At 63.5% G+C, this 14,136-nt stretch carries 14 protein-coding genes; 2 read left to right on the forward strand and 12 right to left on the reverse strand.

Going from position 1 to position 14,136, the window contains the following annotated elements:
• Positions 1-83 precede the first annotated feature (83 nt).
• The gene (locus tag RBB39_RS19340; protein WP_045994248.1) at positions 84-1,409 is read right to left on the reverse strand and encodes a sugar ABC transporter substrate-binding protein; all 1,326 of its coding nucleotides are present in this window, start codon (positions 1,407-1,409) and stop codon (positions 84-86) included.
• 714 nt (positions 1,410-2,123) lie between these two features.
• Positions 2,124-3,755: an NAD+ synthase gene (locus RBB39_RS19345; RefSeq protein WP_045994455.1), complete on the reverse strand. Its 1,632-nt coding sequence runs from the start codon at positions 3,753-3,755 to the stop codon at positions 2,124-2,126.
• Between the two features lie 98 nt (positions 3,756-3,853).
• Here RBB39_RS19345 and RBB39_RS19350 point away from each other — a divergent pair, with 98 nt between their 5' ends.
• Positions 3,854-4,150, forward strand: a complete 297-nt coding sequence (locus RBB39_RS19350; RefSeq protein ID WP_045994454.1) for a PP0621 family protein — start codon at positions 3,854-3,856, stop codon at positions 4,148-4,150.
• Positions 4,151-4,243: 93 nt separating this feature from the next.
• Here RBB39_RS19350 and thiO read toward each other — a convergent pair whose 3' ends face one another.
• A complete protein-coding gene (gene thiO / locus RBB39_RS19355) occupies positions 4,244-5,350 on the reverse strand; it encodes a glycine oxidase ThiO (protein ID WP_045994453.1) in 1,107 nt (368 codons plus the stop codon).
• A gap of 87 nt (positions 5,351-5,437) precedes the next feature.
• Here thiO and RBB39_RS19360 point away from each other — a divergent pair, with 87 nt between their 5' ends.
• Positions 5,438-6,055 (forward strand): GspH/FimT family pseudopilin, encoded by a 618-nt coding sequence (locus tag RBB39_RS19360; protein ID WP_083970597.1) that lies wholly within the window; start codon positions 5,438-5,440, stop codon positions 6,053-6,055.
• Here the strand turns inward: RBB39_RS19360 and RBB39_RS19365 are convergent.
• The 9 genes from RBB39_RS19365 to ileS form a co-directional block, all read right to left on the reverse strand.
• Positions 6,052-7,074 carry a PilX N-terminal domain-containing pilus assembly protein gene (locus RBB39_RS19365; protein WP_045994451.1) on the reverse strand — a complete coding sequence of 341 codons (1,023 nt, stop codon included), beginning with the start codon at positions 7,072-7,074 and terminating at the stop codon, positions 6,052-6,054. The genes RBB39_RS19360 and RBB39_RS19365 overlap by 4 nt on opposite strands.
• Positions 7,071-7,553, reverse strand: a complete 483-nt coding sequence (locus tag RBB39_RS19370) for a PilW family protein (protein ID WP_083970596.1) — start codon at positions 7,551-7,553, stop codon at positions 7,071-7,073. The genes RBB39_RS19365 and RBB39_RS19370 overlap by 4 nt, the downstream gene beginning before the upstream one ends.
• Complete coding sequence (gene pilV / locus RBB39_RS19375; RefSeq protein ID WP_052704491.1) at positions 7,550-7,969, reverse strand: type IV pilus modification protein PilV; 420 nt, start codon at positions 7,967-7,969, stop codon at positions 7,550-7,552. The genes RBB39_RS19370 and pilV overlap by 4 nt, the downstream gene beginning before the upstream one ends.
• Complete coding sequence (locus RBB39_RS19380; RefSeq protein ID WP_052704490.1) at positions 7,966-8,475, reverse strand: GspH/FimT family pseudopilin; 510 nt, start codon at positions 8,473-8,475, stop codon at positions 7,966-7,968. Before RBB39_RS19380 ends, pilV begins: the two co-directional genes overlap by 4 nt.
• The gene (locus RBB39_RS19385; RefSeq protein ID WP_045994449.1) at positions 8,462-8,836 is read right to left on the reverse strand and encodes a type IV pilin protein; all 375 of its coding nucleotides are present in this window, start codon (positions 8,834-8,836) and stop codon (positions 8,462-8,464) included. Before RBB39_RS19385 ends, RBB39_RS19380 begins: the two co-directional genes overlap by 14 nt.
• 339 nt (positions 8,837-9,175) lie before the next feature.
• Positions 9,176-10,129, reverse strand: coding sequence for a 4-hydroxy-3-methylbut-2-enyl diphosphate reductase (ispH, locus tag RBB39_RS19390; protein WP_306169305.1), 954 nt, complete (start codon positions 10,127-10,129; stop codon positions 9,176-9,178).
• Positions 10,130-10,230: 101 nt separating this feature from the next.
• On the reverse strand, positions 10,231-10,677 hold the full coding sequence (gene fkpB, locus RBB39_RS19395) for an FKBP-type peptidyl-prolyl cis-trans isomerase (protein ID WP_045994447.1): 447 nt from the start codon (positions 10,675-10,677) through the stop codon (positions 10,231-10,233).
• 62 nt (positions 10,678-10,739) lie between these two features.
• Entirely contained in the window at positions 10,740-11,246 is a 507-nt protein-coding gene (gene lspA, locus RBB39_RS19400) for a signal peptidase II (protein ID WP_231498700.1), read from the reverse strand.
• 37 nt (positions 11,247-11,283) lie between these two features.
• Positions 11,284-14,130: an isoleucine--tRNA ligase gene (ileS, locus tag RBB39_RS19405; protein WP_204248988.1), complete on the reverse strand. Its 2,847-nt coding sequence runs from the start codon at positions 14,128-14,130 to the stop codon at positions 11,284-11,286.
• Positions 14,131-14,136: the final 6 nt, after the last annotated feature.

Consider the following 14,136-nt stretch of genomic DNA (forward strand, 5'->3'; position numbering starts at 1 on the left):
GTGTCACTCATCTCGCTTGCGGGTGAACGTCGCACCTGCGGGCTCACCCGTTCCGCCGGCTTCCTTCGAGGAGCCGATCGCCACTACTGCTGAGCAAAGCGTGCCTGCTCGGTCACCTTCTCGGTGACCCACTGAACGTCTTCGATGGCTTCCTCGGCGGAGATGTCTCCGGCCAACGCCTTGGCGAAGCGGTTACCCACCGCCGTACCGATACCCTGAAAAGCGGGGATCGCCACGTACTGAACGCCTCGATAGGGCACCGCCTGTACCGTCGGGTCATCCGGATTGGCGCTTCTCAACGATTCCAGCACCAGCTCACTGTAGGGCGCGGCCTCGCGGTAACTCGGATTGTCGTAAAGCGAAGCACGGGTCCCCGGCGGCACCTGGGACCAGCCCTCTCGCTCGGCCACCAGTTCCTGATAGCCCCGGGAGGTGGCCCAGGCGACAAAGCGCTTGGCCGCCTCGCTCTGCTCGGAACTGGAGGGAATTGCGAGCGCCCAGGCCCACAGCCAATTGCTGCGCTTGTCCAGTCCGTTATCAGGCGCCAGAGCGAATCCCACGCGATCGGCGACCTCGGAGGCCTCGGGATCGGTCACCGCGGATGCGGCCACGGTGGCATCTACCCAGATGCCGCACTTGCCCTGCTGAAACAGCGCGAGATTCTCGTTGTAGCCGTTGTCTTCCGGATTCGGCGGGCCGTACTCTCCCAACAAGGTCAGATAGAGGTCCAGCGCATCGCGCCAGCCACCTCCCTCGAGCTGTGGCTGCCACTCTTCATCGAACCAGCGACCGCCGAAGGCGTTGGCCATGGCGGTCAACAGGGCCATGTTCTCGCCCCACCCCGGCTTGCCCCGCAGGCAGATGCCGTAGTGTTCATCGGAGTCCGAGAGCTTTTCTGCCGCCTGTTCAAGGAAGTCCCAGCTCGGCGACTTGGGCATGCTCAGGCCCGCATCCTCGAACAGGTCCGTGCGGTACATGGTGAAGGCGGACTCCGCATAGAAGGGAGCCGCGTAGAGAACATCCTGATAGGACAGCGCCTGGCGCACGGTGGGCAGCAGATCCTCGGGCTGGTAGTCGCCAGGCATGTCGGCGATGGGTACGAGCCAGCCACGCTCCGCCCAGATGGGGGCTTCGTAGGTGCCGATGGTAACGATGTCGAAGCGCCCCCCGGAGGTGGCGATATCGGTGGTGGCCTGCTGGCGCAGCGTACTCTCGTCCAACGTCACCCAATTGAGCTGAATATCGGAATTCTCCGCGACAAAGTCCTCGCTCAGCTCTCGCATCCGCAGCATGTCCCGGTTATCCACCGTGGCAATGGTCAACTCGGCAGCCACGCCCTGCTGGGCAAACACCGCCCCACCCCCCATCACCAGCGCACAAGCGGTTTTAACTCGAAAGGACGTCATCATTCGCGCTCCCTCTGCCGGCGTTATAGGTTCCTGTTCTAAAAAACCTTAGCACCATCGAGTCGCCCCAACATTGAAATGTCGCGCTTTATTTACCGGGACATTGTCTAAACACACCCAGAAACCACTATTAAAAATTAATTTAATTAGGCATATATGATTTCAGAAAACCCATGAAAAACAATGGCAAGGAATAAATCTGCGCCTACCCCCTTGAAAACAACCATACTAGTTCAGCAAGAACTGCGATATCGCCTACACCTCGCACCGCACTCTTCTTCATTACCTTTACGATGCCTATTGGCGCTTCAGTCATGAAGGCTTAAATCATCTCTTCCGACGAATATGCAAAGTGACGTCGATCACCGTGTAAAAACGGCGTACGCATCAAAGCAAATACCATCTAATGGTCGCGGGGCTTTAGGCGCTGTCCGAAAAGTCGACGATCGAAGGTTAGACAAGGCAAAAATCGGTGAGAAAGCGCAGTTTACGGGGTGTAAATGAGCATTTTGATCCGATTTTTAACGCCGTATTACCGAGCGCAGGCACTTTTCAGACAAGCCCTAGCGAGCGCAACAGAAATCCCGGCCCGGGAAATCATGACCAACGACGGGAAGTGACGTCACAAACAGCGAAGGGTGGGCATAACATCGCCACCCGCCGAGCCGATCTGGCCCGACGGGTGGCGTACCGACAAGAGGAAAGAAGCAGGTCTCGTCAGAGGCCCGGTTGCCATCCATTGACGATAGGATAACGACGGTCACGGCCGAAGCCGCGCTGGGTCACGCGCACGCCTACCGGTGCCTGGCGGCGCTTGTACTCGCAGCGGTCCACCAGCTTGACCACCTTGTAGACGTCCTCGGCGCTGAAGCCAGCCTCGATGATCGCCTCGGCGCTCATGTCGCCTTCGATGTAGCGCACTAGAATGGCGTCCAGGGTGTCATAGTCCGGCAGCGAGTCGCTGTCCTGCTGGTCCGGCGCCAGTTCCGCCGAGGGCGGACGCTCGATGACACGCTCCGGGATCACCAGGTTCTCGGTGTTGCGCCAGCGCGCCAGGCGATACACCCAGGTCTTGTAGACGTCCTTGATGGCGTTGTAACCACCGACCATGTCACCGTAGAGGGTGGCGTAGCCCACCGCCATCTCGCTCTTGTTGCCGGTGGTCAGGACCATCAGGCCCTTCTTGTTGGACAGCGCCATCAGCAGCACACCGCGACAGCGCGACTGGAGATTTTCCTCGGTGGTATCGCGCTCGGTACCCTCGAAGCTCTCGGCCAGGGTCTCCATGAAGGCTTCAACCATGGGCGCGATCGGCATCACTTCATAGCTGACCCCAAGCAGACGGGCCTGCTCGGCGGCGTCTTCCTTGGAAATGTCGGCGGTGTAGTGATACGGCATCATCACCGCATGGACCCGCTGGGGACCGAGTGCATCCACCGCGATAGCCAGCGACAGGGCCGAATCGATGCCGCCAGACAGCCCCAGCACCACGCCCTTGAACCCACTCTTGTTGACGTAGTCACGCAGACCGGTAACCAGAGCGCTGTAGAGGTCTTCCTCCGGCGCCACGTCCAGATCCACCTCGCCCTGGCGCGGGGTCCACTTGCCCTGCTCCTCGACGAAGTGCACCGGGCTCAGCCAGATATCCCAGTGCGGCGCCTGCACCGCCAGCTTGCCTTCGGCGTCGACACAGCAGGAGCCACCGTCGAACACCAGCTCATCCTGACCGCCAATCTGATTGACATAGACCAGCGGCAGGCCGACGTCACTGGCACGCTGCTCGAGAAGCTCGAGCCGCTCGGCCGGCTTGTTCTGGTGGTAGGGCGAGGCATTGAGGGTGACCAGGATATCAGCACCGGCGTCGCGAGCCTGGCGGACCGGCGCTTCCTGCCAGATATCCTCGCAGATCAGAATCCCGAGCCTGGCGCCCTTGTGTTCCACGACCAGCGGCGTGTCTCCGGGCTGGAAGTAGCGCTGCTCATCGAATACCTGATAGTTGGGCAGGGCCTGCTTGGCGTACTCATCCAGCCACTGGCCGTTGTAGAGCACGCCGGCCATGTTGTGCAGCGCGCCCTCGCGACGGCCGGGATAGCCCACGATGACCATGACGTCGCGGACCATCTTTTCCGCCATACGGGTACGCGCCTCGCGCAGGCGGGTCTCCATCGACGGCCTCAGCAACAGGTCCTCGGGCGGATACCCGGTCAAGAACAGTTCCGGCAGAACAACCACGTCGGCGCCGTGCTCGAGGAAAGCCTCGCGTACGGTCTCGATGGCCCGGTCGGCGTTGCCGGGGATGTCGCCGACCAAGGGGTCGAGCTGCGCCATCACCAGAGTCAGGTCTTGCATGAGCGGAGAAATCTCTCGAGAATCGGGGGGATCAGCCCCCATTGTCCCGCAAGGGCCGCCAACAGGCAAAGGCCGCCTCCAATCCGTGTGGAGTAAGGATGAACCTCTTGATAATCCGCCTTCTGATCTTCGCCGTGGTGTTCTTTGCCGGGCTCAAGCTTTATCGCATGTACCGCGAGTGGAAGTTTGAGCAGCAGGATCAAGGCCCCACCTCCCATGAGGGTGGCAAAATGGTGCGCTGCACCTGGTGCAAGGTACACCTGCCCGAGCAGGACGCCCTGCGCGAAAAGGGCGAGTGGTTCTGCTGCGGTGACCATCGTGACAAGTTCATCACCGAAAGCCGCCAAGGCGACGATGCTGACGGCGATAGCGGCGATGACACCCAGGGGCGTTGAACGCCCCGACAGTCACGCCGACGCCCAGTTGACCGACGCCCCGCTGCCCATTGCTACCTCACCCTGCCCCTGCTTCGATCGCCTCACTCCCGGTCAGCTTGGGCGCTCTTCCACACGTCCTTGCAACCGATAGGGCGCGGGATCAATGATCGGCTCTCTTCCCAGCAGTTGATCCACCAGCAGGCGCGTCGAGGCCGGCGCCAGCACCAGCCCATTGCGGTAGTGCCCGGCGTTGACGTGCAGGTTGTCCCAGCCGGGGGCCTGGCCGATATAAGGCACCCCGTCCGGTGATCCTGGCCTCAGCCCGGCCCAGTGGTGCTCGATCTCGCAGTCGGCCAATGCCGGAATGATGGCGGTAGCGCTACGCCATAGTGAGCTACGGGCGTCGTCGTCGGTGCCCTTGTCGAACCCGGCGTCTTCCAGGGTGGAGCCGGCCAGGACCCGCCCGTCGCCGCGAGGAATCACGTAGCGTCCATCCATCAGCACCACCCGCTCGACCAGTCCGGGTGGTGCCTTGAACAGAATCATCTGACCCTTGACCGGGCGTACCGGCAGATCGAGCCCGGCCATGTCGGCAAGCCCCGCCGACCAGGCGCCGGCACAGATAACCACTTGATCGGCACTGAGGTTGCCCTGGTCGGTGTTCACCACCGCCACCCGCTCCCCTTGCCGCTCGAACCCGGTGACCGTGCATTGCTCGCGCAACGTCACCGACGTCATGTCTTCCAGTCGGGACCTCAGCGCGCGCATCAGGCGGGGGTTACGAATGCTGCCCAGGGTCGGCATCCACAGCGCCTCGTCGATATCGCGGCGGGCGTTGGGTTCCTTTCGGCGGATCACTTCAGCGCCTACCCGCGACAGCGGCTTGCCAACCTCCCGCGCCCACTCGAGTGCGCGCGCTTCGTCATCCACCCTCAGGTAGAGAAGCCCTTTCTGACGATACTCCGGATCGACCCCGGTCTCCTCCAGCAGGCGCAGGGCCAGTTCGGGGTAGGCCCCCTCCGACCAGCTCGCCAGGCGCGATACCGGCGAGCTGTAGCGCCAGGGATAAAGCGGCGAGACGATCCCGCCCCCGGCCCAGGAGGCCTCGCTACCGCAGCCGCCTCGCTCGACCACCGTCACACTGTGACCGGCATCGGCCAGTTGCAGTGTCGTCATCAGCCCTATGACGCCGCCGCCAATCACCAGGAAATCACTCAAAGCGCTTCTCCAACGTCTGCTCTCCCTTCTCCGAGCTAGGCTCAAGGAACCCTGAATTCAAACAACAACCACAAGGAAGCGTTCGCCATGGACGACGACGCCCGACGCCCCCGTCATGTCTGCATGTCCCGAGCTTACTGGCACACACCTCACCACCCCGAACCTTACCGCCCCAAGTCTTGCCATCCCGAACCTCATCGAATCGCTTTCCGCCAGTCCGGAACTACCTTGCTGGAGCTGTTGCTGGTGGTGGCTATTGTAGGCCTTCTGACCAGCGTGGCCCTGCCGGGCTACCGGGCAATGGCCGCCCGACAGGATATCGCCAGCGAGCTTTCGCGACTAGAAGGCGCCCTGATGCTGGCCCGGGGCACGGCCATCACCCGGGCAAGACCCGTCACCCTGTGCCCGAGCGACGACGGCGTGCACTGCGGCGAGGACTGGAGGGGGAAGCTGTTGATCAAGGCTGGAGCGCCGAGTTGGGAGGGCGCGACACTTCATGTCTTTGCGCCAAGCCGGCTCTCAAGCATCGGCTTTCGCGAGGATGCAAAGCCGGTGCGTTTTCTGGCCAATGGACGCGCCAGTGGACATAACGGGACTTTCGATATCTGCGCGCGAGAAAACACGGGCGCTAGGCTGGTACTCAGCAATTTTGGAAGGATCAGAAGTGAAAAGGGTCGGTGTGCTGGACCCTCGTTTCCGCCTTAGTCATCACGATCGATCCAGATTACGCCGCCGTCACCTTCTCCACCTTCATCGGGGCTGATTTCGACCTTGCCATTTATCGTGACGGGACCTTCGGCAACTAGTCTGCCATTGATCGTGAGCCCCCCGCCCCCGCTTATCGCCATAGACCCGGTACTCCAGATGTCTCCATTGAGTTCCACCTGTCCGTGAGGAGCGAGCGTTGGCGCTCCAGAAACAACGATCGAGGTGTCATAGCTGCCAGCTGGGGCTTCGATTGTCACGCTCTGGCTCGGATCGGCAGGATCCACCACGATCACGATCTGATCCGCATCAGGGTAATCCGCTGGATTCAGACTGCCATCAAACCCGTGAGTTCTAGCGTCGCAATAGACGATCCCTTGGTGACTCGCACAGCCATCCGGCCCAAAGTCGGCATCCTCGAAGTCTTTGGCGACCACATCGATATAGCTGTCTGGACCGTAGTCGTTACCGGGGTGGGCAAGTCCGTTTAGTTGGCAGTTGGCGGGCTGATCCAGCTCAGGATGTGCCACCACAGGCCCCCCCGCATAGACCATGCAATCGTCAGGGATGAGATCGGGCAATTCCAATCCAGAGCTTTCCTTCTCTCGCCCCACCATCAGAAAGTGCCTTGCCAATACCTGCTCACCATCGCTGACCTGCCCCATGATCAGCTGCACGACAACATCCTGTTCTATACAGTCGATATGTCGATAGCCCACTGTGTCGCTATTGGTCAGTGTGTGTACGTCCGACCAATCAGCGGATACGCCGCCCTGTTCCGCTCGGTCTTGAATCTCGGCACACTCCAGTAGCCCGCTCGATTCAGGCGTTTCACTTAGCCTCTCGGCCCCACCCCAATCCGCCGCCATCTGGGCCTGGGCCATGGCGCGCATATTGCCGGCCAGGCGTTCGTCCACCAGCGCCGACTTGACCCCGGCCATGGCCACCACCGAGGCGATCGCTACCAGCGACAGCACCACCAATAGTGCCGCGCCTCGCTGCCTCGCTGGCGCCTTCATTCGGCATTCTCCGCCGCGGACACGGCCTGGAGACGATCCACCGCGTGCAGCCGGATCGGTGTCCTTGCGTGGGGCAGGTTCAGGGTGATGCGATAGAGTCCCCCACCCAGATCTTCCAGCACCTGATCGTCCTCGCAGGAACCATCGTAGGCCAGGCCATCGACCAGAGGCTCGCCGCTGTCGACCTCGTGCAGCGTACAGGACTCGCCATCTGGCGCCGGGCGCAGCACGTAATCGCCGGGGGAGGCGTCGCCCCGGCGCACCGCCGCGGTGATGGTATCGAGGGCGTAGCTCAGGACCGCCTGGCGATCGGCCAGGCGCAGCACCTCGCGCGCATTGGCGTTGACCTCCTGAAACAGCGAGCCCGCAGCCAGGATCACCAGGCTGCCGACGACCATGGCCACCATCAGCTCGACCAGCGACACGCCGCGCTGGCGACGCAATGACTTGCACGGGGAAAGGACGCGGTGCGGGCTCATGGTGCTTTCCGAGCGGGCAGCTTGACCCAATACTGAAACAGGCTGGGTTCGGTGAAGCGCTCGTCCTTCCAGCCGATACGCAATTCGAAGGCGCAGTCGTCCCGAGCGATCACCGCCTCGTCCAGGGGAATGAGACCGGGAAGGAAATCGGCCCAGTGCTCGCGCCAGTGCTCTCGGGAAAGGCTCTCGGGCACACCTTCAGGACAGTACCCGCCATTGGCCACCAGGCTTGCCCACAGCAGTTCCCGTGCATCCTGGGCGGCCAGGTCCGCCAGCGATCTCTGGATACTGGAATGGGCGCTTTGCAAGCTGCGCAACTGCATCCCCGCCACCCCTAAAAGTCCCACCGACAGCAGCACCAGCGCCACCAGTGCCTCGAGCAGGGAAAACCCGGCCTGGGATCGCAGGCTTCTCACGCGGCATCTTCCTCATCGCCGGAACGTACCACGCCGCTTGGCTCCACCGAGACCCAGCGACCCTCGCCTCCTGTCCCGCGAAGCTGCCAACGGCAGGGGCTACCGTAACTGCACTCATCCAGGCGCCCCATCAGATCGAAGCTGACCCCACCGGGCGATACCCGGGTACCGTCAGTGTGCGCTGCTTCATCGACCATCAGTACATCGCCATGCGCGCTTGGAGTGGACTGGCAGCCGCCGGCGTCCGCGTCTCCCGCCAGCACCTCGAGCCGCCAGCGTCCTGCGCAGTCGACCACCAGCACCCTGACCTCCTGGCGTCGGGTCAAGGCGGTGGTGCGTGCCAGGGTCAGTGCGCCGACCAGGCGATTGGTATCCGCCACCAGACGCTCGCCGGCCAGCCAATGGTGCAGACTTGGCACCGCCACCGCAGCCATCAGGCCGATCACCGCGACGCAGACGACCAGCTCCAGCAGGGTGACCCCGCGCTGACGGCTACCAGCAGTCATCTGGTGCCCGTTCGCCGGTCTGGTCCATGGTCAGGCTATCGCAGCCTTCCTTCACCGACTGGGCGTCGAGGGCCCTGGCCTCGAGAAAATAGCGTCCTGGGTGGCGTTCCACCGACAGTTGGTAGAAACCGGACTCCGACGGTCGCTCAAGCCCGTCACAGGCATCGATATCATAGGCCTGGTCACGGCTGTAGCAGCGTTCCAGCGACGAGGCGGTCGTCATCAGTAGAGCGCGGCCATCGGCGACACGGGTCTCGCGTAGATGCTCGGTGTACATGGGGTAGGCCACCGACGCCAGCAGACCGATGATGGCGATGCACAGCAACAGTTCGATCAGGGTGAAACCGCCCTGACGTTCCATCGAGCCTGGTGACGAAGCCCGTGTCGAAGCGGCACTGACTTTCTGGTCCAGCTCACTGAATCCATGGTCATCCCAGCGCGTCTCTGCGTAAATTGAGCCTCGCGTTTTTCGTATTCCCTGCATCGGGCTTCTCCGGCTCGTTTTCCCTTCGAGTATGTCGCACGTCCGCCATGGGCGGCAGGCGCTGGATCAAGGTTGTGTCGCGACACCACGCTTAAGCACAGACTTGAGGCTTTCTCCTACGCCTGAAAACAAGGACGCCGCCCTTGGGGGCGGCGTCGAGATGCTGCACTGGAAAAACGAACGGTGGAATGCCTTCACGGCAATCCTCTGGTGGCATCAGTCGCTGACGATGACCCGCTCGCGCAGTTCACGCGGCATCGAGAAGGTGATGGTTTCCTCTCGGCCGGCCAGTTCCTCGGGGGCCTCGGCGCCCAGCTCGGTCAGGCGGTCGATGACCCCCTTGACCAGTACCTCCGGGGCGCTGGCCCCGGCGGTCACGCCGACTGCACCGATATTCGCAAGCCAAGCCGGATCGATCTCCTCGGCACTGTCGATCAGGTAGGCCGGGGTGCCCACTCGCTCGGACAGCTCGCGCAGGCGATTGGAGTTGGAGCTGTTGGGGCTTCCCACTACCAGTACCAGATCGGAGCCCGCCGCCAGTTCGCGCACCGCGTCCTGGCGGTTCTGGGTGGCGTAGCAGATATCGTCCTTGCGCGGCCCCTGGATGTCGGGGAAGGTGGCGCGCAGGGCATCGATCACCCGAGCGGTATCGTCCATGGACAAGGTGGTCTGGGTGACAAAGGCCAGCCGACTGGGGTCCTTGACCTCCAGACGGGCCACGTCCTTTTCGTCCTCGACCAGGTAGATCTGGCCGCCGTGGGAGGTGTCGTAACGCCCCATGGTGCCTTCGACCTCGGGATGCCCTTCATGGCCGATCAGGATGCACTCCTGGCCACGGCGAGCGTAGCGCAGCACTTCCATATGCACCTTGGTCACCAGCGGGCAGGTGGCGTCGAAGACCTTGAGCCCGCGCCGCTCGGCCTCCTCCTGCACCGCCCGGGACACCCCGTGGGCAGAGAAGATCACGATGACGTCATCGGGAACCTCGTGGAGTTCCTCGACGAAGATCGCTCCACGCTCGCGCAGGCTATCCACCACGAAGCGGTTGTGGACCACCTCGTGACGCACGTAAATGGGCGGCCCGAACACGTCCAGCGCGCTGTTGACGATGTCGATGGCCCGGTCGACGCCGGCGCAGAAGCCGCGCGGGTTGGCCAGCTTGATTTGCATGGTTTGCCTTGCCTCGGTGCCGTCTTGGCACCTGGTTGAGCGGATGATTCGCGTGGTCATCACGTACTGCGCCTTACCGGCACACCGGGGACGTGAATCGCCTAGTGGGTGGTGGCGGGCTTGACGCCCAGCACCTCGACCTCAAAGGTCAGGGTGCGCCCGGCCAGCGGATGATTGAAGTCCACTTCCACCATGTCGCCGTCGATCTCGGTGACCACCCCGGGTAATTCGTCGCCGTTGGCATCGGCAAAGGACATCACGGTGCCGACCTCCGGCTCGTCGCCGTTGAACACCTCACGCTTCATGCGCTGGATGTTCTGTGGGTTGTGCTGACCGAAGGCGTGCTCGGGACTGACCTCGAAGCTGCCGCTGTCGCCGTCGGTCATACCCTTCAACGGCTGCTCGAACCCGGGCGGCAGGTTGCCATCGCCCAGTTGAAAGGTCGCCGGGGCCTTGTCCCGGGTGGAGTCCACCACGGTGCCATCTTCCAGCTTGAGGGTGAAGTGAAGGGTGACTTCCATGCCCTCGTCGATACGGTAGTCGCTCATTGGGATCTCCGAAAGAGTGACGGACCGGCAGGGACCGATACGTCGCTGCCGGCAACAGATAATTAGCCGCGCCGGGCGCGGCGGCGCTCGCCGAAGATCGACTCCCAGATCAGGCCGATGGCGCCCAGGGTGATGCCGATATCCGCCACGTTGAACGCCGGGTAGTACCAGCCCGCCGCGTGAAAGGACAGAAAGTCCACCACGTAGCCGTGCACCAGGCGGTCATAGAGGTTGCCCAGGGCGCCGCCGATGATCAGCGCGAGACACGCCCCCAGCAGCTTTTCGTCACGCCGCAGGCGACGCATCCAGATCGTCAGGCCGACGGTGGCCGCCACCGCGATGGCGGCGAACAGCCAGCGCTGCCAACCGGGGTGATCGGCCAGGAAACTGAAGGCCGCCCCGGTATTGTGCAAAAGCGTCAGATTGAAGAACGGCAGCACCTCCACCGGCGTGGCGTAGGTCAGCGTCTGGCTCATCAGTGCCTTGGTGCCCAGATCGAGCACGACCCAGGCCAGCGCCAGCCACCACCAGCGCAGCGGCTGGCGCATCGGTTCTACCTGTGAACTCATGTGCCCGTCACCCTCCTTGGTCGTGGAATCCGTGGCGTCAGGCATAGTGACGCACCTCGCCCGGACCGTCCGGCAGGTTGCTGACGCAGCGCGAACACAGGTCCGGGTGCTCGGGCAGCGAGCCCACATCGGGGCGATGGTGCCAGCAGCGCTCGCACTTGGCGTTGTCGCTGGCGCGCACCGCCACCTTGAGCCCTTCGACGTCGGTCTCGGCGGCATCGACTCCTTGGTCGAGCGGCGCCAGGTGGACCTCGCTGGTCAGCATCACGAAGCGCAGCTCGTCGCCCAGGCGCGAGAGCAGTTCGTCAAGCTCGTCGCTGACGTGCAGGGTCACCTCGGCGGCCAGGCTGCCCTTGATGGTCTTGGCGTTGCGGGCGTCTTCCAGGCACTTGTTGACCGCCTGCTTGACCGTCAGCACCCGCTCCCAGAAGTCACGGCCCATGCTGGCGTCGTCGCTGAGGGTGGACAGGCCTGTGTAGTAGGTCTCCAGCAGCACGCTGCGGCCTTCGGCCAGGCCCTTCTCGCCGGGAATGTTCTCGAAGATCTCCTCGGCGGTGAACGACAGGATCGGCGCGACCCAGCGCACCAGCGCCTGGACCACGTGATAGAGCGCGGTCTGGGCGCTGCGACGGGCCTGGGAGTCGGACTGGGTGGTGTACTGGCGATCCTTGATCACGTCCAGGTAGAAGCCGCCCAGCTCCCGCGCGCAGAAGCCGTGCACCTGCTGGTAGACGTCGAGGAAGCGGTACTCGTCGTAGGCCGTCTCGATGCGTGCCTGAAGTTGCGCGGCGCGGTCCACCACCCACTGGTCCAGCGCCAGCATGTCGTCGAAGGCCAGGGCGTCACGCTCGGGGTCGAAGCCGTTCAGGTTCGCCAGCAGGAAGCGCGCGGTGTTGCGGATACGCCGGTAAACGTCGGCGGTGCGCTTGAGGATCTCGTCGGACACCGCCATCTCGCCGGAATAGTCGGTGGAGGCCACCCACAGACGCAGGATATCGGCGCCGAGCTTGTCCATTACCTCCTGCGGGGCCACCACGTTGCCCATGGACTTGGACATCTTGCGGCCCTGGGCGTCGACGGTGAAGCCGTGGGTCAACAGGCCCCGGTACGGCGGGTGACCGTCGATGGCGCAGCCGGTCAGCAGCGACGAGTGGAACCAGCCACGGTGCTGGTCCGAGCCCTCCAGGTACAGATCGGCACGCGGGCCACTCTGATGGCCGTGGGGGTGCGAGCCGCGCAGCACGTGGCGGTGGGTGGTGCCGGAGTCGAACCACACGTCCAGGGTATCGGTGACCTTGTCGTACTGACTGGCCTCTTCGCCCAGAAGCTCGGCCGGGTCCAGGCGGAACCAGGCGTCGATGCCGCCGCGGTCGACCAGGTCGGCGACCTTCTCGGTCAGCTCCACGGTCTGCGGGTGCAGCTCGCCGCTTTCCTTGTGCAGGAAGAACGGGATCGGCACGCCCCAGTTACGCTGACGCGAGATGCACCAGTCCGGGCGGTTGGCGATCATGCTGTGCAGCCGCGCCTTGCCCCAGCCCGGGGTGAACTCGGTCGCCTCGATCCCTTCGAGCGCACTTTCGCGCAGGGTGCGACCGTCATGGCCAGGGATGTCCATGCCGACGAACCACTGGGCGGTGGCCCGGTAGATCACCGGGGTCTTGTGACGCCAGCAGTGCATGTAGCTGTGGGTGATGGTCTTGTGAGCCATCAGCGCGCCGGCCTCGGACAGTGCCTCGACGATCTTGGGATTGGCCTTCCAGATCAGCATGCCACCGAACAGCGGCAGGTCGTCGACGTAGACGCCGTCGCCCTTGACCACGCTGATGAAGTCACTGAAGTCCATGCCGTAGCGACGGCAGGAGTCGAAGTCATCGACGCCATGAACCGGCGCCGAGTGGACGATACCGGTGCTGCCCTCGTCGCTGGTCACGTAGTCGGCGAGATACATCGGCGCGGTACGCTCATACAGCGGATGACGGAACTCGATCAGCTCCAGCCGTTCGCCACGCGCCGTGGCGATAACCTCACCGCTCAGGCCGAAGCGCTCGAGGCAGCTCTCGACCAGTTCCTCGGCCAGCAGCAACAGCCGCTCGCCGGTGTCGACCAGGGCGTAGTTGAACTCCGGATGGACATTCAGCGCCTGGTTGGCCGGGATGGTCCAGGGGGTGGTGGTCCAGATGACCACCGCTGCGGGCTTGGGCAGGCTGTCCAGCCCGAAGGCGGCGGCCAGCTTGGCGTCGTCTGCGCAGGTGAAGGCCACATCGATGGCGTCGGACTTCTTGTCGGCGTACTCGACCTCGGCCTCGGCCAGGGCCGAACCACAGTCGAAGCACCAGTTGACCGGCTTGAGTCCCTTGAACACGTAGCCGCCCTTGACCATGTCGGCCAGGGCGCGGATCTCGCCACCCTCGTTGGCGTACTCCATGGAGCGGTAGGGATTGTCCCAGTCGCCGACCACGCCCAGACGCACGAAGTCCTGAAGCTGGCCCTTGACCTGCTCGTCGGCGTACTCGCGACACAGCGCCCGGGCCTTTTCAGGCTCCAGGTGCTTGCCATGGGTGGTCTCCACCTTGTGCTCGATGGGCAGCCCGTGGCAGTCCCAGCCCGGCACGTAGGGTGCGTCGAAGCCCGCCAGGTTCTTCGACTTGACGATGATATCCTTGAGGATCTTGTTGACGGCGTGACCGATGTGAATGCTGCCGTTGGCGTAGGGAGGGCCATCGTGCAGCACGAAGACCTCCTGGCCCTGGCGTGCGTCGCGCAAGCGCTGGTAAATGTCCAGCTTCTGCCACTGCTCGACCCGCGCCGGCTCGCGCTTGGGGAGCATGCCGCGCATGGGGAATTCGGTTTCTGGCAGATTCAGAGTGTGCTTGTAGTCGCTCATAGTCCT

The sequence above is a fragment of the Halomonas sp. MMSF_3323 genome (assembly GCF_030733595.1).
Taxonomy (GTDB): domain Bacteria; phylum Pseudomonadota; class Gammaproteobacteria; order Pseudomonadales; family Halomonadaceae; genus Halomonas; species Halomonas litopenaei.